A 16,669-nucleotide genomic window follows, 5' to 3' on the forward strand; every position below is an offset into this window, starting at 1 on the left:
GGGTCCGGCATGCTTGCCCGCTCGTTGTCTTCCCTCCGGCCAGACCGAACGGGACGACCGCGTGACCGACCTTCCAACCGTCGAGCTTCTGGTCTGCACGACCTGCCGCAACGGCGTCCTCCCCGACCCCGAGGCGCCGCGCCCCGGCGCGCTCCTCCACGCCGCTCTCGACGAAGCCGACCTGCCGGAGGGCGTGACGCTTCGCGCCGTCGAATGCCTGTCGAACTGCGACCAGGGCTGCTCGGTCGTGCTGAGGGGCGGCCCCCGCCGCTGGACCTATGTCTACGGACGCCTCGACCCCGAGAAGGTCGCAATCGTCCTCGAAGGCGTCGCGCGCTACCGCGCCACCCCCGACGGCCTCGTGCCATGGCGCGAGAGGCCGGAACACTTCCGCAAGAACTGCATCGCCCGCATCCCGCCCCTGGAGGCTTCCGAATGACCGACCTCGCCAAGATCCCCGTCACTGTCGTCACCGGCTTTCTCGGCGCAGGGAAAACCACGCTGATCCGCCATCTGATCGCCACCACGCAGGGCCGCCGGCTGGCGGTCATCGTCAACGAGTTCGGCGACGTGGGCGTCGACGGCGAGATCCTGAAGTCCTGCGCCATCCCCGACTGCCCCGCCGAGAACATCATCGAACTTGCGAACGGTTGCATCTGCTGCACGGTGGCCGACGACTTCATCCCGACGATCGAGGCGCTCCTCGCCCTCGATCCGCGCCCCGATCACATCCTGATCGAAACCTCGGGTCTCGCCTTGCCGAAACCCTTGCTGCGCGCCTTCGACTGGCCCGCGATCCGCAGCCGCGTCACGGTGGACGGCGTCATCGCGCTGGCCGATGCCGAGGCCGTCGCGGCGGGCCGCTTTGCGCCCGACGTGGCGCGGGTGGACGCACAGCGCGCAGCGGACGAGAGCATCGACCACGAAACGCCCCTTTCGGAGGTCTTCGAGGATCAGATCGCCTGCGCCGACGTGGTGCTGCTGACGAAACCCGACCTCGCCGGTCCCGAGGGCGTCGCGCGGGCGAAGGAGATCATCGCCGCAGAGGCGCCGCGCCCGCTGCCGGTGATCGAGGTCGCCGAGGGCGCCATCGACGCCCGGGTGATCCTGGGCCTTGGCGCGGCCGTCGAGGACGACCTCGACGCGCGCCCCTCGCACCATGATGGTGCCGACGACCACGACCACGACGACTTCGACACCGTCGTCATCGAGATCCCCGAGGCCGAAAGCGCCGAGGCTCTGGCCGACCGCGTCCGCCGCCTCGCCGAACGGCAGAACATCCTGCGCGTCAAGGGCTATGCCGCCGTGAAGGGCAAGCCCATGCGCCTGCTCCTGCAGGGCGTCGGCACCCGCATCCGCCATCAGTTCGACAGGCCCTGGGCTCCCGGCGAGGCGCGAGTGGGCCGTCTCGTCGTCATCGCCGAACACGACGACATCGACGCGCAAGCCATCCGCTCGGCACTCCTGCCCGAGGCCGTGACGACGTGAAACCCCGCTTCATCTTGCTCCAAATACGCACTCCGGTGCCCCCGCGCTGCGCGACGCAGGGCTGACGCAGATGCACGTCGTCTTCCGGGAAAGCCACGGCCTCGAGGAAAGCGACACGCCGAGGGACCTCGGCCAGAGCCCGGGCGACCTCGTGGTCCTGTCCTTCTCGGACAGCGACCTCTCGGCCTTCCGCGCGGGCTGGCACCGGGCGCGCGACGCGGGACGGCCGCTGCCGTCGCTGCGTCTGGCGAACCTCTCTGCTCTGACGCACCCGGTTTCGGTCGACACCTATGCAGACGCCACGCTCGCAGGCGCGAAGGCGGTCCTCGTGCGGCTGATCGGCGGGCAAAGCTACTGGTCCTACGGCCTCGCCCGCCTGCGCGAGATGGCGGACCGGCAGGGCCTCGTCCTCGCCGTCCTGCCGGGCGACGGACGGCCCGATCCGGCGCTCGAGGCGCTCTCCACAGTACCCCGCGCCACGCTGGCGCGGCTGAATGCGCTGGCAGGCGAGGGCGGCGCCATCGCGGCCGAGGCGGCGCTGGCGCAACTGGCGCTGGCGGCGGGGTTCTATGCCGGTCCGGTTGTGGGCGAGAAGCGCCTGCCGCCCTTCGGCTGCTGGACGGCAGGCCGAGGCGCGCAGGGTGGCACAGCCTGCAACACCTGCGCGGCGGGTTGCCCCGGTCAGCCCGACACGCGCCCGCTGGCGCTTGTTGTCTTCTACCGCGCCTACCTCGCCGCCGCCGACACCGCTCCCGTCGAGGCGCTTATGGCGGCGCTCGAGGCGCGGGATTTCCGGGCCCTCGGCCTCTTCGCTCCGTCCCTGAAGGAGCCCGACGCGGCGCGCTGGCTCGCCGCCCGCATCGCCACGCTGAAACCCTCGGCCATCGTGAACGCAACCGCCTTCTCGGGCAAAGGGGTCGAGGGTGCCTCGCCCCTCGACGCCGGGGGCGTCCCGGTGTTCCAGGTCGCGCTCTCGACCGCGACGCGGCAAGCCTGGGAGGAGGCAGCCAGAGGCCTCTCGCCCGCCGATCTCGCGATGCATGTCGTCCTGCCCGAGGTCGACGGTCGCCTCTTCGCGGGCGTGGCCTCGTTCAAGGCACCGGGAGATTGGGACGCCGACTGCCAGATCGCCGTCGCCGGCCATGCCGCGCACGCGGGCAGGGTGGAGGCCGCAGCCGACCGCGTCGCAGCCTGGGTGAGGCTCTCCGCGACGCCCTGCGCTGAGCGGCGCGTGGCCTTGGTCCTGTCGACCTACCCCGGCAAGGACTGGCAGATGGCGCACGCCGTGGGCCTCGACGCGCTGGCCTCGGCGGGGGCGATCCTGCGTGACCTCTCCGGCGCGGGTTATGGCGTGACGGTCCGGGACACGGCCTTCGCCGCCACTCTGACAGGCGACGCACACGCGGCGCCCGAGAGCATCCGCTGGCCGCTCGAGGTCTATCGCGCGGCCCTGGAGACGCTGCCCGAGGTCCTGCGCGCCGACCTTCACGCAGCCTGGGGCGACCCCGAGGACGACCCCGACGCGACGGACGGCGCCTTCACCTTTGCCGCCGAACGGCACGGCAACGCGCTCATCGCCCTCCAGCCCGAACGCGGCACACCCGGGACCCGCGCCGACGACTACCACGACCTTTCGCGCACCCCGCGCCATGCCTACGTCGCCTTCTATCTCTGGCTTCGGACGCAGGCCGACGCCCTTCTTCACATCGGCGCGCACGGCACGCTCGAATGGCTGCCGGGCAAGGCCGTGGCGCTGTCCGAGACCTGCTGGCCCGAGGCGCTGACCGGGGCGATGCCCGTGATCTATCCCTTCATCGTCAACGACCCCGGCGAGGCGGCGCAGGCCAAGCGGCGGATCGGGGCGGTGACGCTCGGCCACGTCCCGCCGCCGCTCGCCGTCTCGAAAACACCGGACCGGCTCGCAACGCTCGAGGCGCTGCTCGACGAGTTCTCCAACGCCGACGGCCTCGACCCCCGCCGCCGCGATCGGCTGCAATCCGACATCCGGGCCGAGGCACGCGCGCTTGGTGTCGAGGACGACCTCGGGCTCGACCGCGCCGCGTCCGCCGCCGAGGCGATCACTCGCATCGACCGTTTCGTCTGCGACGTGAAGGAAAGCCAGTTCGGCGATGGCTTGCACATCTGGGGCGACGACGTCGCCGGGGCCGAACGCCCCGCACTTCTGGCCGCGCTCGACGGCCGTCGCATCGAGGCCGGCCCCTCCGGTTCACCCTATCGCGGTCGCACCGACGTGCTGCCCACGGGCCGCAACCTCTACACCACCGACCCCCGCGCCGTCCCGACGCGAGCCGCCCAGGCTCAAGGCGTCAGGCTGGCCGAGGAACTGGTCCGCCGCCACCTCCAGGACCAGGGCGACTGGCCGCGCGCGCTGGTCGTCGATCTCTGGGGGTCGGCCACCATGCGCACGGCGGGCGAGGAATTCGCCATGGCGCTGCACCTCATCGGCGTGAAGCCGGTGTGGGACAAGGGCTCCGAAAGAGTCTCGGGCATCGAGATCCTGCCGCTTGCCGAACTCGACCGGCCGCGCCTTGACGTGACGCTGCGGGTGTCCGGTCTCTTCAGGGACGTCTTCCCCTCGCTCACGGCGCTCTTCGCCCAGGCCGTCCGCGCCCTGTCGGCGCGTGACGAGGCCGAGGACTTCAACCCCTACGTCGGGCAGGGCGAGGCACGCGTCTATGGCCCGCGCCCCGGTCACTACGGCCTCGGCATGGATCACGCCGAACTCGACCTGACGCACGGGGGCCGTGCGCGCGCAGGCGACGCCTGGCTTGACCACAGCGCCTTCGCGCTCGACGGCCCGGACACGGCGCGCGACCGGGACGGCATCGCGGCGCGCGTCGCCGCCGCCGATGCCTTCGTTCACCTTCAGGATCTGCCCGAGACCGACATCCTTCTCGCCGCCGACTATGCCGCTCACGAGGCGGGCTTCGCCGCCGCCAGGGCGCGGGCTGGTGGGGGGAGAGTGGCGCTCTATCATGTCGACAACACCGACCCCGCGCGCCCCCGCGCCCGCACGCTGCCCGAGGAGGTGGCGCGCGTCGTTCATGCCCGCGCGGCGAACCCCGACTGGATCGCCGGAATGCGCCGCCACGGCTTCCGGGGCGCGGCCGAGATCGCGGCGACGCTCGACCACATGGCCGCTTTCGCGAACCTCGCCGACGCTGTCGGCCCGCATCTTTTCGACAGCTTCTGGGATGCGACGCTTGGGGACGACGCCGTGACGGCCTTTCTCGAGCAGGCGAACCCCGCCGCCCTCGCCGCCATGCGCGACCGCTTCGCCGCCCTTGCCGCGGCTGGGCTCTGGGTCACGCGGCGCAACTCGATCCGGGCGGAGATGGTGCCGTGAGCGCGCCCCTCGTCCGAGGCTGGTGCCCCGGCGCGCACCGTCCCATGATGTCTGGCGACGGGCTGGTGGTCCGCGTGAAGCCGCGCCTGGGGCAGCTGACGGCGGATCAGGCTCTTACGCTCGCACAGCTTTCAAAGTCGCACGGCAACGGCATGATCGACGTGACGAGCCGCGCCAATCTTCAGGTCCGGGGTGTGAGCGAGGCCTCGCACCCTCGGCTTCTCGCTGCGCTCATCGACGCCGGTCTGGTCGACGCCGATCCCGAGATGGACGCCCGCCGCGCCATCGTCGCCGCGCCCGGATGGTCCGGGGGCGACCAGACCGACCGTCTTGGCACGGCCCTTGAAGCGCGGCTTGGCGACCTGCCCGCGATGCCCGCCAAGATCGGCCATGTCATCGACACCGGACCGGCGCGCATCCTCGACGGCGTATCGGGGGATTTCAGGCTCGAAAGCGGGGAAAGCGGGCTGATCCTGCGCGCCGATGGCGCCTTGCGCGGGCGTCCCGTGACCGAGGACGAGGCGGTCGACGCCCTGATTGAGATGGCATGGTGGTTTGTGGAAACGGGCGGACGGGAAAGCGGGCGTATGAAGCGGCATATCGCATCGGTCGAACTTCCCTCGGGTTGGACTTGCGCCGACCCGGGCCCCGTTGCGCCGCGCCTGGACGTCGGCCCGCATGGTGGATCGCTGTCCGTCGGCGTGGCCTTCGGCCAACTGAGGGCGGACGATCTTTCGGCGCTGTGCGCCTCGGGCTGTAGCACGCTCGACGTGACGCCGTGGCGGATGATCGTGTTGAATGACGCCACGCAGGCATATGATAAACTTATAGAAAGTCATTCTCACGTCCTCATAACCACACCCGGCAACCCCGTCCTTGCGAGCCACGCCTGTCCCGGCGCCCCTCTCTGTCCGCAGGGCACGGTCGAGACCCGCGACATGGCCCGCCGACTTGCGTTTCAGGTGCCCCCCGGCCTCCACGTCTCGGGCTGCGCGAAGGGATGCGCACATCCCGATCCGGCGCCGTTGACCGTTGTCGGTTGCGACGGGCTCTACGATGTGGTCAGGGACGGGCGCGCGTCCGATGTGCCGGAAGCGCGGGGGCTGACGCGGGCCCAGGTTCTGGAGCGGTTCGGGGCATGACATACACCTACGAAATGGACGGCGCCGCGATCTATGCGGAGTCGTTCCGCACGATCCGCGCCGAGGCCGACCTGGCACGGTTCACTGCGGACGAGGAGCCTCTGGCGGTCCGCATGATCCATGCCGCGGGCATGGTTGGTCTTGCGGAATTCATACGGTTCTCCAAGGGTTTCGCAACCGAAGCTCGCTCGTCCTTGAACGCGGGCGCGCCGATCCTCTGCGATGCGCGGATGGTCAGCGAGGGCGTCACGCGCCATCGCCTGCCAGCGCAGAACGAGGTCATTTGTACCCTGCACGACCCGCGTGTGCCGGAGATGGCGCGGGAGATGGGGAACACGCGATCCGCCGCCGCGCTTGAACTCTGGCGTCCGCATCTGGAGGGCGCACTCGTCGCAATCGGCAACGCCCCGACCGCTCTCTTTCATCTCCTCAACATGCTCCAGGACCCCGACTGCCCCCGGCCCGCCGCGATCATCGGCTGCCCGGTCGGCTTCGTCGGTGCGGCGGAGTCGAAGGCTGCGCTCTGGGCCGACCAACCCGTGCCGTGCTGCATCGTCGAGGGCCGTCTGGGAGGAAGCGCCATCACCGTCGCGGCCATCAACGCCATCGCGAGCCGCGCCGAATGACCGGCACGGTTTACGGCGTCGGTCTCGGCCCGGGCGATCCGGAGCTGATGAGCGTCCGCGCGTATCGGCTTCTGACCAACGCCCGTCACGTCGCCTACTTCCGCAAGGCCGGTCGTGCAGGACAGGCGCGGACACTTGCGGGCGACCTCGTGCCGGGCGGTGCGGTCGAGTTCGCGATGGAATACCCGGTCACGACCGAAATCCCGCTTTCCGACCCCGCCTACAACGAGACGCTCTCGCTTTTCTACGCCCAGGTGACGGACCACCTCGCGGCCCTTGCCCTGGCGGGCGAGGATATCGTGGTGCTGTGCGAGGGCGATCCTTTCTTCTACGGCTCCTTCATGCACCTCCACGCGCGTCTCCGCGACCGCGTCCCGGTCGAGGTGGTGCCCGCGATCACCGGCATGTCCGCCGCATGGACGGCGACCGGTCAGCCCATCACCTGGGGAGACGACGTTCTGACGGTTGTCATGGGGACCCTGGCCGAGGCGGACCTCGCGCGCCATATGGAGGCTGCGGACGCCTTGGTCGTGATGAAGATCGGGCGAAATTTCCCAAAGATCGTCAGGGCGTTGCAGGCCGCAGCTAAGGCCGACAGGGCCTGGCTCATCGAATATGCCGCGATGCCCGGTCAGACCGTGCGGCGCCTGTCTGACGTACCCGCCGACCACGTCGCGCCCTATTTCTCGATCGTCGTCGTCCACGGACAAGGACGGCGTCCGTGACCGGCTGGCTCGTCATCGCCGGGCTGGGACCAGGCGGCGAGGGCCTCGTGACGCCCGAGGTCTCGGGCGCTCTTGCGCAGGCGACCGACGTCGTCGGTTACGTCCCCTACGTCGCGCGCGTCCCGGACCGCGGCGGACTGACGAAGCACGCCAGCGACAACCGCGTCGAGATCGACCGCTCGCGCCACGCTCTCGACCTGGCCGCCTCTGGTCGCAGAGTCGTGGTTGTGTCCTCGGGCGATCCGGGCGTGTTCGCCATGGCCTCGGCCGTATTCGAGGCGTTGGAGGAAGGGCCAGATGCCTGGAAACACATCGACATCAGGGTGTTGCCCGGCGTTTCTGCCATGTTCGCGGCTGCCGCGCGAGCCGGTGCGCCGCTTGGTCACGACTTCTGTGCGATCAACCTGTCGGACAACCTCAAGCCCTGGGCGCTGATCGAAAAGCGCCTGCGTCTCGCCGTCGAGGCCGACTTTGCCTGCGCCTTCTACAACCCGCGCTCCAACTCCCGTCCCGAGGGTTTTGCCCGCGTTCTGGAGCTTCTGCGCGATGTCTGCGAGCCCGAGCGCCTGATGATCTTCGCCCGCGCCGTCTCGACGCTGGACGAGGACCTGCGAACGGTCACGCTCGCCGAGGCGCGACCCGAGATGGCAGACATGCGCACGCTGGTCATCCTCGGCTCGTCCCTGACCCGGCGCATCGCGCGTCCAAACCGGACCGAGATCGTCTACACCCCGCGTTCGGTGCCGGAATGAGCGAGCCAGTCGATCACATCGTCCACCGTCGCGACCTCGTGCCGGGGCGGCATGGGTGGCCGGTCGATCATCACGACCGGCAGCCCAAGCGCGCGCGCCGCGTCGAGCTTCGCGCGTGCGCCGTCGCCCCCCGCATTCTTCGAGACGACGACCTCGACGCCGTGCTCCTCGAGCAGCCGACGGTCGCTGTCGACGTCGAACGGACCGCGCGCGACGACGGCGGTGTAGTCGTCCAGCGGGAAGCGTTCCATGGGCGGTTCGACGACGCGGAGGAGATAGCGATGTGGGCTCCCGGCGAAGGCGGCGAGATCTTGGCGTCCGATGGCAAGAAAGACGGTTTTCCGATCTGTTCCAAGATATTCGCGTGCGGCGTTCATGTCGACGGCGTGCCGCCAGTCATCCCCGTCCACCGGCGTCCAGGGCGGACGGACCAGCGCGACCAAGGGAACGCCAGCGATCCGCGCCGCTTCGACGGCATTGGCGCTAATTCGGGCTGCGAAGGGATGGGTGGCGTCGACCAGATGGGTCACGGCCCTCTCGCGCAGGTAGGCCGCCAGCCCCTCCACCCCGCCGAAGCCGCCCGAGCGGGTCGGGATCGGCTGTTCCATCGGGCGCGCGACGCGTCCGGCATAGGACAGGGTGGCGTCGACCTCCATGCGCGCGACGCGCAGGGCGAGGCTGCTCGCCTCGGTCGTGCCTCCCAGGATCAACAGGTTCGGGCGCATGGCTGACCCCTGGCTCACCATCGTCGGTCTGGGCGAGGATGGCCCGGATGGCCTCTCAGCCGCAAGCCTGCGGGCGATCGAAGAGGCTGAGGCGATCGTGGGAGCCCCTCGTCACCTGTCCCTTCTCCCGGCGTCACGGGCCGAGCGCATCGAATGGCCGGTGCCTTTCGCAGACGGCTTGCCGGTCCTGCTGCGGCTACGCGGACGCCGCGTGGTCGCATTGGCGTCGGGCGATCCCTTCTGGCACGGCGCGGGGTCCGTGATCGCGCGCGCGCTGTCACCGGCCGAGTGGACCGCATTGCCGGCGCCGTCGTGCTTTTCGCTGGCCGCGTCGCGGCTGGGATGGGCGCTGGACGAAACGACCTGCCTTGCGCTGCATGCTTCGCCATTCGCGCGCCTGGTTCCGCATTTGCACGAGGGCGCACGCCTTCTCGTCACCCTGCGCGACGGCGCTGCGGTCGACGGACTGGCGAGGTGGCTGGCGGAAGCTGGGGTCGGCGAAAGCCGTGTCCATGTCCTCGAGGCTCTTGGCGGCCCGAGGGAGAGGGTGCGGAGGTTCATCGCGTCCAGCGGGGCGCCGGCGGATGTCGTCCACCCGGTCCTCGTGGCGGTCGAGGTCTCGGGCGCAGCCGGCCTGGCCCTCGCTCCCGGCCGCCCTGACACGACTTTCGCGAACGACGGCCAGATCACCAAAGCCCCGGTCCGCGCCCTGACGCTCGCTGCCCTGGCGCCGAGGCCGGGCGAAACTCTGTGGGACATCGGTGCGGGGTCGGGGTCCGTGGCGCTGGAATGGCTGCTGTGCCATCCGTCTATGACGGCGGCAGCGGTCGAAGCGCGCCCCGACCGTGCCGCGCGCATCGAGGAGAACGCCCGCGCCCTCGGCCAGGACCGTCTGCACGTCGCCCTGGGCCGGGCGCCCGAAGCGCTGGAGGGTCTTCCCGAGCCGCAGGCCGTCTTCGTGGGCGGGGGGCTCGACGAAAGGCTCCTCGACCATCTCGAGGCGCGGTTGTCACCCGGCACCCGCCTCGTCGCCAACGCCGTGACGCTCGAGACCGAGGCGCTGGTGACACAGGCGCAGGCGAGGCTCGGCGGGCAACTTCTGAGGATCGACCTGTCCGAACCGCAGCCGCTCGGCCGCTTCCGGGGCTGGAAGGCCGCCTATCCCGTCGTCCAGTGGAGCGTGACGCTGTGAGCCTCTTCTGTCCCCAAATACTCCGGGGGGGGGCCGAGCGCGAGCGAGGCGGGGGCAGCGCCGCTTCGGACGCCATCAGGGTCGCGGGCTTCGGGTTCCGGTCGCAGGCCACGGTCGAAAGTCTTCTCGCCGCGCTCGACGCGGCAGGCGGGGCGGGGGGCGTCGTCCGTCTCGCCACCGCCTCGCGGAAGGCGAGCGAAAGCGCCTTTACCGGCCTCGCCTCGCGTCTCGGCCTTCCGGCCGAAGCGGTGTCGCCGGAGCGTCTGACCTCCACCGCGACCGCGACCGAGGGCCGAAGCCGCGAGACCGACGACACGGGCAGCCTCGCCGAAGCGGCAGCACTTGCCTCTGCGGGGCCGGGGGCGAGGCTCGTCGCCCCTCGCGCGGTGTCGCCCGACCGTCTTGCCACCTGCGCCATCGCCATCACGGGAGAGACCCCATGACCGTTCATTTCATCGGTGCCGGCCCCGGAGCGCCCGACCTCCTGACGCTCAGGGCGCGCGACCTGATCGCGGCGTCGCCGGTCTGCCTCTACGCCGGGTCGCTGGTGCCGCGGGCGATACTCGCGCATTGTCCGGAGGGCGCGCGGATCGTGAACACGGCGCCCCTCGACCTCGACGCCATCATCGCGGAGTGCGAGGCGGCCCATGCCGAAGGGCTGGACGTCGCACGGCTCCATTCGGGCGACCTGTCGGTCTGGTCGGCCATGGGCGAGCAGGTGGCGCGGCTGAAGGCGCTGAACATCCCCGTCAGCGTGACACCGGGCGTTCCGGCCTTCGCGGCGGCGGCGGCGGCACTTGGGGCCGAGCTGACGCTTCCCGGCGTCGCGCAGTCGGTGGTGCTGACGCGGACGTCGGGGCGGGCCTCGGCGATGCCCGAGGGCGAGACGCTGGAGGCCTTCGGCGCGACTGGGGCCACGCTGGCCATTCACCTCTCGATCCACCGGCTCGACGGCGTCGTGGCACGGCTTGCGCCGCACTACGGCGCGGACTGCCCGGTCGCGGTCGTCTTCCGCGCAAGCTGGCCCGACGAGCGGATCATCCGGGGGCGCCTGTCGGACATCGCCGGCCTCGTGCCCGAGGAGGTGACGCGCACCGCGCTCATTCTCGTGGGCCCCGCGCTCGGCGGCGAGACGGAGGTGCGCTCGGCGCTCTATTCCGCCGACTATGACCGGCGCTACCGGCCGCAGAGTGCCGACAGCCCCTTCACCTCGGTCGGGGACGAATGACGCGCGGCCTTCTCATCTCGGCGCCCTCCTCGGGCACCGGCAAGACCACGGTGGCGCTCGGCCTTCTGCGGGCCTTTCGCGACGAAGGGCTGACGGTGCAGCCCTTCAAGTCGGGCCCGGACTACATCGACCCCGCCTTCCACGAGGCGGCGGCGGGGCGGCGGTCGTTCAACCTCGACACCTGGGCGATGGCGCCGGAACTGCTGGGGGCGGTTGCGGCGGAAGCGGAGGGCGCGGATCTGGTGATCGCGGAAGGCTCCATGGGCCTTTACGACGGCGTCGCGGGGAAGGGCGCGACGGGCTTCGGCTCCTCGGCCGAGACGGCGCGGCTGATGGGCTGGCCGGTGGTCCTTGTCCTTGACGTGGGCGGGCAGGCGCAGTCGGCGGCGGCGACGGCCATGGGATTTCGCGCCTACGACCCCGAGTTGCCCTTCGCGGGCGTGATCCTGAACCGGGTCGCCAGCCCCCGGCACGAACGGCTGGCGCGGCTGGGGATGGACCGTGCGGGCGTCGAGGTTCTCGGCGTCCTGCCGAGGCGCGGCGACCTCGCGCTGCCCGAGCGACACCTGGGCCTGATCCAGGCGGTCGAGCATCCCGACCTCGATGCCGCCATCGCCTCCTATGCCGTCTTCCTGCGCGATCACGTCGACATGGCGCGACTGCACGCCGCCGCCGCAGGCGGGCCGCCGCCTGCACCGGGTCACCTGCCCAAGCCGCCCGCGCAACGGATTGCCCTGGCGCGGGACGCGGCCTTCTCGTTCGCCTACCCGCATGTCCTCGAAGGCTGGCGGCGGGCGGGAGCCGAGATCCTGCCGTTCTCGCCGCTGGCAGATGAGCCGCCCGCGCCGGACGCCGACCTCGTATGGCTGCCGGGGGGATACCCGGAGCTGCACGCGGGGCGCATCGCTTCGGCGCAGCGCTTTCTTGCGGGCCTGCGGACGCATGCCGCGACGAAGGCGGTCCACGGCGAGTGCGGCGGCTACATGGCCTTGGGCGCGGGGCTGATCGACAAGGAGGGCGCGCGTCACGAGATGGCGGGGCTTCTGGGCCTCGTGACCAGCTACGAGACGCGGAAGTTCCACCTGGGCTACCGCCGCGCGGTGCTTGGCTCGGCCATGCCCGGCTTTGCGCCCGGCGCGGCGCTGAGGGGGCACGAGTTTCACTATTCGACCATCCTCGATCAGCCCGACGCGCCGCTCGCTACCGTCACCGACGCCGACGGCACTCCCGTTCCCGAGACCGGATCGCGCCGGGGCAACGTCACCGGCACCTTCTTCCACCTGATCGCGGAGGATGCGGCATGACGGGATTCGTCAGCTTCGTGGGCTCGGGTCCCGGTGATCCCGAACTTCTGACGCTGAAGGCTGTGGACCGGCTGTCGCGCGCGGACGCGGTCCTTTACGACGACCTGTCCGCTGGCGACATCCTCGGCCACGCCAATCCCTCGGCCGACCTCGTGAGCGTCGGCAAACGCGCTGGCCGCGCCTCTCCCAGGCAGGACCACGTCAGTCGGCTTCTCGTCGACTATGCGCAGGCGGGCGGGCGTGTCGTGCGGCTCAAGTCGGGGGACGGCGGCGTCTTCGGGCGGCTCGAGGAAGAGATCGAGGCGCTGCGTGCGGCAGGCATCCCCTTCGAGATCGTCCCCGGCGTGCCCTCGGCCTGTGCGGCGGCGGCGGCGGCTGGCATCCCGCTCACGCGCCGCCTGACCGCCCGGCGGCTTCAGTTCGTCACCGGGCACGACCTGACGGGACGTCTGCCCGAAGCGCTGAACCTCGCCGCGCTCGCGGATGCGGAAGCGACGACTGTGGTCTACATGGGGCGGCGCACCTTCGCGGACCTCGCCGACCTTCTGATCGCCAGCGGCCTGCCGGGAGAGACGCCCGCGCTGATGGCGGTTGGCGTGTCGACGCCGGAGGAGAGCCTGACGCGCACGACGGTCGCTGGCCTGGCTGCACGGCTGCGCAACGAGGATCCGGACAGGGCGCCGACGCTGATCCTCTACGGCGCGCTGACGGGCACGCCCGATGCGTGAGTTGGTCCTCGTCGGCATCGGCACGGGCAACCCCGACCACCTGACCCGCGCGGGGGAGGCGGCAATCCGGGCGGCGGAGGTCATCCTCGTGCCGCGGAAAGAGGGAAAGGGCGACCTCGCGGATCTGAGGCTGGCGATCTGCCGGGACCTCGGCGTCGAGGCGAAGGTGCGTCTCTTCGACCTGCCGGTGCGCGATGCCTCGGGCGACTACCGCGCGGGCGTCGACGCCTGGCACGACGCCATCGCCGCGGCCTGGGTCGCGGCCTTGCCGCCCGAGGCGGGGACGGTCGCTCTGCTGGTGTGGGGCGACCCGTCGCTCTACGATTCCACACTGAGGATCGCCGACCGGCTTTCCCCCGCGCCGAGGATCCGCGTCATCCCCGGCATCACGGCGCTTCAGGCGCTGACGGCGGCGCACGCCATTCCGCTCAACCGCATCAACGCGACCGTGCTCATCACCACGGGCCGGCAAGTCCGCGACCACGGATGGCCTGAAGGCGCCGATCGTGTCGCGGTCCTCCTCGACGGCGAGACGAGTTTCCTGTCGCTCGATCCGGACGGCCTCACCATCTGGTGGGGCGCCTTCCTCGGGATGGAGAACGAGATCCTGGTCCACGGGCCGTTGTCCCAAGTCGCCGAGACTATCGTCCGCGTCCGCGCCGAGGCGCGCGCCGCGCACGGCTGGATCATGGACACCTACCTTCTCGAACGCGGCTGACCTTCATCTTGCCTGAAATACGCAAGCCCTCCCATCCGTCCCACGCAAGGTCGCGGACGAGGCGCGAAGCGTCGCCGAAGGCGATGGACAAGGCGGACGGCGGCGCGTTACATGACCCCATGTCCGGTTCCGGCGGAACACCCGTCTGGACTGGAGGGAATGCGGTGCGGGGAGAGCCCCAAGTCCGCAGCCGCCCCCGCGACTGTAAGCGGTGAGCGCCTGCCCGTCGAACCACTCCCGCGACTTCGGGGGGAAGGAGGGCAACGCGCCACGACCCGCAAGCCAGGAGACCTGCCGGGCATGAAACGCAACCCGCCGTCGGGAAGGGCGGCAAGGAGGGACATATGACCACTCACGCGATTTCCGCCGCAAGGCCGGCAACGGCCCTCACGCTTGCCTTCACGGCGATGCTGGGTGTCGGCATCCTCTGGATGGCCGGGCACGCGCAAGCGGCGGCGCTGCACGATGCGGCGCACGACGTCCGTCACGCGACCGGCTTCCCCTGCCACTGAGGCGATGTTTCCAAGACTTCTGACCAGCGCGCTGATCGCTGGTGCCGGGGCAGGCCTTCTGGCCGCGCTTCTTCAACTCATCTTCGTGCAGCCCCTGCTTCTCCAGGCCGAGCTGTACGAGACGGGACAGTTGACGCATTTCGGCGCGGACGGGTCTCCCGCAGGGTCGCTTCGGTTCGCCGGCATCGACCCGCTGCGGGACGGCCTGACGGTCGTGTTCTCGATGCTGGTCTATTGCGGATACGCGCTGATCCTCGTCGCGCTGATGGCGCTGGCCGAGATGCGGGGCGCAGGCGTCGACGCGCGGCGCGGGATTCTGTGGGGCGTCGCGGGCTTCGTGGTGGCGCAGATGGCGCCGGCCGTGTCTCTGGCGCCCGAACTGCCCGGATCGCTCGCGGGCGAGGTCGAGGCGCGGCAGGTCTGGTGGTTCGCCTGCGTGATCTCCGCCGCAGTGGCGCTGTGGCTGATCGCCTTCGGCAGATCCTGGCCTGCATGGGCTGCGGCGGTAGTCCTTCTGCTGGCGCCGCACCTCTGGGGCGCGCCGATGCCGGAGGCCTTCGGCGGGCCGGTGCCGCCGGAACTGGCGGCGCTTTTTGCGGCGAGGGTTCTTGGCGTGGGCCTTGCGGTCTGGGCCGTCCTGGGCGTCCTCGCGGGCGCTTTATGGAACGGAGAAAGAGACGGATGAACCGCGCCATAGCCATGCTTCTGATCGGGCTCGCTCTCGGCTTCGGGATCGGCTTCGTCGTGGCGGCGTCGAATGGCGTCACGCTGGACGGGCACGACCACGCCCTCGATCACTAGCCCTCAGGCCGGCACCCGCGTGACGAGGCGGTGGCGCAGTCGGCCGCAGGGGCGCGCATCCTCGATCCAGCCCGCGTCGGCCTCGAGCACGGCCTTGCAGGTCGCGGCGATGTCGGCGGCGTCTGTCTCGACGTCGATGCCGTCGAAGAGATAGGCGGCAAGGCTCCGACCCTCGAGAGCCAGCGCCTGGGGCGCGTCGCAGCGGCCGAGGCAATCGGCGAGGCGCATGCGCACGGGCAGGTCGCGAAGGGCCTCCGTCAGCGTCTCGGGCACCGAGCCCAGGCAATCGCGGCAGAAGGACAGGATGAGACGGGCCATGCCAAAGCTCTCCGCGATTTCCGCGTGGAAGGGAACCGGGTTTCGCCCTAGCTTCCGGCCATGCCCTCGCTGTTTCGCAAGTTCTCCGCCGCCGTCTTCCTGATCCTCTCGGCCTGCGGGCTGACCCGCTGTGCGCCCGAGCCGATCGACTCCGCCCAAGTCGAAGCGCTGTATTCCGCGCCACTGCCGCCGCCGGAGGGGCCGCTGTCGGTCTACTTCATCGGCCATTCGCTGGTCGGGCGGACGATGCCCGCGATGCTGGCGCAGCTCGCGGGCGAGGGGCACCGCTATGACAGCCAGCTTGGCTGGGGCGCAGAGTTGCAGGCGCACTGGGAGCCGGATGTCCCGCTCGAGGGTGGCGAGACCGAAAACGCCCATCCCCGCTTCCGCGAGGCGCATGAGGCCGCCGACAGCGGCGACTATGATGCGGTGGTGCTGACCGAGAAGATCGGGCTCGAGTCCTCGATCAAGTATCACGACAGCTGGCGGTATCTGGCCCTCTGGACCAAGGCCGCGCGGGAGGCGAACCCGGGGGTGCGGGTCTATCTCTACGAGACCTGGCACGACCGCGACCGGGACGACTGGCTGGCGCGGCTCGATGGCGATCTGGCGCGCCTGTGGGAGCGCGAGATCATCGACCGGGCGCTGGCGGACGAGGAGATCGGCGGGCCGATCCACGTCATCCCCGGGGGTCAGGTCATGGCGGCGATGGCGCGGGCGCTGGAGGCGGAGGGCGGTGTCGAGCGGTTGGCGGACGTCTCGGAGCTTTTCAAGGATGCCATCCATTTCAATGACCTGGGCGCTTACTTGATGGCGTTGACACATTATGCGGTGCTGTACGGCCGGTCTCCCGAGGGTCTGCCGTTCAGGCTGATGCGCGAGGATGGCACACCCGCCGACGCGCCCTCCGAGGAGGCCGCGCGGCTGATGCAGCGGGTCGTCTGGGAGGTGGTGAGGGGGTATGCGCGGACTGGGGTGGCTAGCGGCTAGACGTGCCCTGAACCTGATCCGGGGCCTCGCCAAGCTTGGTAGTCCGCCTGTGG

At 70.6% G+C, this 16,669-nt stretch carries 18 protein-coding genes and 1 riboswitch; of the genes, 16 read left to right on the plus strand and 2 right to left on the minus strand.

The genetic code is table 11. From position 1 onward, the window contains the following. The first annotated feature begins 61 nt into the window (after positions 1–61). The 7 genes from C8D95_RS08390 (at position 62) to cobJ (ending at position 8,100) form a co-directional block, all read left to right on the plus strand. Entirely contained in the window at positions 62–439 is a 378-nt protein-coding gene (locus C8D95_RS08390; protein WP_109758724.1) for a DUF1636 family protein, read from the plus strand. Further along, positions 436–1,488: a cobalamin biosynthesis protein CobW gene (cobW, locus tag C8D95_RS08395; protein WP_109758725.1), complete on the plus strand. Its 1,053-nt coding sequence runs from the start codon at positions 436–438 to the stop codon at positions 1,486–1,488. Before C8D95_RS08390 ends, cobW begins: the two co-directional genes overlap by 4 nt. 70 nt (positions 1,489–1,558) lie before the next feature. After that, positions 1,559–4,855, plus strand: a complete 3,297-nt coding sequence (gene cobN / locus C8D95_RS08400) for a cobaltochelatase subunit CobN (protein WP_109758726.1) — start codon at positions 1,559–1,561, stop codon at positions 4,853–4,855. Beyond that, a complete protein-coding gene (locus C8D95_RS08405; RefSeq protein WP_241239859.1) occupies positions 4,852–5,997 on the plus strand; it encodes a cobalamin biosynthesis protein CobG in 1,146 nt (381 codons plus the stop codon). The genes cobN and C8D95_RS08405 overlap by 4 nt, the downstream gene beginning before the upstream one ends. Continuing rightward, the gene (locus tag C8D95_RS08410; protein ID WP_109758728.1) at positions 5,994–6,623 is read left to right on the plus strand and encodes a precorrin-8X methylmutase; all 630 of its coding nucleotides are present in this window, start codon (positions 5,994–5,996) and stop codon (positions 6,621–6,623) included. The genes C8D95_RS08405 and C8D95_RS08410 overlap by 4 nt, the downstream gene beginning before the upstream one ends. Continuing rightward, positions 6,620–7,348: a precorrin-2 C(20)-methyltransferase gene (gene cobI, locus C8D95_RS08415; RefSeq protein WP_109758729.1), complete on the plus strand. Its 729-nt coding sequence runs from the start codon at positions 6,620–6,622 to the stop codon at positions 7,346–7,348. Before C8D95_RS08410 ends, cobI begins: the two co-directional genes overlap by 4 nt. Further along, on the plus strand, positions 7,345–8,100 hold the full coding sequence (gene cobJ, locus C8D95_RS08420) for a precorrin-3B C(17)-methyltransferase (RefSeq protein ID WP_109758730.1): 756 nt from the start codon (positions 7,345–7,347) through the stop codon (positions 8,098–8,100). Before cobI ends, cobJ begins: the two co-directional genes overlap by 4 nt. On the opposite strand, the gene C8D95_RS08425 is transcribed toward cobJ, so the two are convergent. Beyond that, positions 8,073–8,825, minus strand: a complete 753-nt coding sequence (locus tag C8D95_RS08425) for a cobalt-precorrin-6A reductase (protein WP_109758731.1) — start codon at positions 8,823–8,825, stop codon at positions 8,073–8,075. The two genes, cobJ and C8D95_RS08425, sit on opposite strands and share 28 nt — an antisense overlap. On the opposite strand from C8D95_RS08425, the gene cbiE reads away from it, so the two are divergent. From cbiE to C8D95_RS08465, 8 genes are all read left to right on the plus strand, one after another. Further along, positions 8,824–10,017, plus strand: coding sequence for a precorrin-6y C5,15-methyltransferase (decarboxylating) subunit CbiE (cbiE, locus tag C8D95_RS08430; RefSeq protein ID WP_109758732.1), 1,194 nt, complete (start codon positions 8,824–8,826; stop codon positions 10,015–10,017). The two genes, C8D95_RS08425 and cbiE, sit on opposite strands and share 2 nt — an antisense overlap. Continuing rightward, complete coding sequence (locus C8D95_RS08435; RefSeq protein ID WP_338143058.1) at positions 10,014–10,460, plus strand: cobalamin biosynthesis protein; 447 nt, start codon at positions 10,014–10,016, stop codon at positions 10,458–10,460. Before cbiE ends, C8D95_RS08435 begins: the two co-directional genes overlap by 4 nt. Further along, positions 10,457–11,245 carry a precorrin-4 C(11)-methyltransferase gene (gene cobM / locus C8D95_RS08440; RefSeq protein ID WP_109758733.1) on the plus strand — a complete coding sequence of 263 codons (789 nt, stop codon included), beginning with the start codon at positions 10,457–10,459 and terminating at the stop codon, positions 11,243–11,245. The genes C8D95_RS08435 and cobM overlap by 4 nt, the downstream gene beginning before the upstream one ends. Next, entirely contained in the window at positions 11,242–12,549 is a 1,308-nt protein-coding gene (locus C8D95_RS08445) for a cobyrinic acid a,c-diamide synthase CobB (protein WP_109758734.1), read from the plus strand. The genes cobM and C8D95_RS08445 overlap by 4 nt, the downstream gene beginning before the upstream one ends. Continuing rightward, positions 12,546–13,277 carry a uroporphyrinogen-III C-methyltransferase gene (gene cobA, locus C8D95_RS08450; protein ID WP_109758735.1) on the plus strand — a complete coding sequence of 244 codons (732 nt, stop codon included), beginning with the start codon at positions 12,546–12,548 and terminating at the stop codon, positions 13,275–13,277. The genes C8D95_RS08445 and cobA overlap by 4 nt, the downstream gene beginning before the upstream one ends. Further along, positions 13,270–13,995: a precorrin-6A synthase (deacetylating) gene (gene cobF, locus C8D95_RS08455; RefSeq protein ID WP_109758736.1), complete on the plus strand. Its 726-nt coding sequence runs from the start codon at positions 13,270–13,272 to the stop codon at positions 13,993–13,995. Before cobA ends, cobF begins: the two co-directional genes overlap by 8 nt. Positions 13,996–14,102: 107 nt before the next feature. Then, positions 14,103–14,308, plus strand: a riboswitch (cobalamin riboswitch). Positions 14,309–14,339: 31 nt separating this feature from the next. Then, entirely contained in the window at positions 14,340–14,507 is a 168-nt protein-coding gene (locus C8D95_RS08460; protein WP_109758737.1) for a CbtB domain-containing protein, read from the plus strand. 4 nt (positions 14,508–14,511) lie between these two features. Beyond that, the gene (locus C8D95_RS08465; protein ID WP_109758738.1) at positions 14,512–15,192 is read left to right on the plus strand and encodes a CbtA family protein; all 681 of its coding nucleotides are present in this window, start codon (positions 14,512–14,514) and stop codon (positions 15,190–15,192) included. A gap of 119 nt (positions 15,193–15,311) precedes the next feature. Here C8D95_RS08465 and C8D95_RS08470 read toward each other — a convergent pair whose 3' ends face one another. Beyond that, a complete protein-coding gene (locus C8D95_RS08470) occupies positions 15,312–15,626 on the minus strand; it encodes a DUF1636 family protein (protein ID WP_164721636.1) in 315 nt (104 codons plus the stop codon). Between the two features lie 60 nt (positions 15,627–15,686). Between C8D95_RS08470 and C8D95_RS08475 the strand changes: the two genes are divergently transcribed. Beyond that, the gene (locus C8D95_RS08475; protein WP_241239860.1) at positions 15,687–16,616 is read left to right on the plus strand and encodes an SGNH/GDSL hydrolase family protein; all 930 of its coding nucleotides are present in this window, start codon (positions 15,687–15,689) and stop codon (positions 16,614–16,616) included. Positions 16,617–16,669: the final 53 nt, after the last annotated feature.

Origin of the sequence: Silicimonas algicola (assembly GCF_003148765.1) — a bacterium.
Classification (GTDB): domain Bacteria; phylum Pseudomonadota; class Alphaproteobacteria; order Rhodobacterales; family Rhodobacteraceae; genus Silicimonas; species Silicimonas algicola.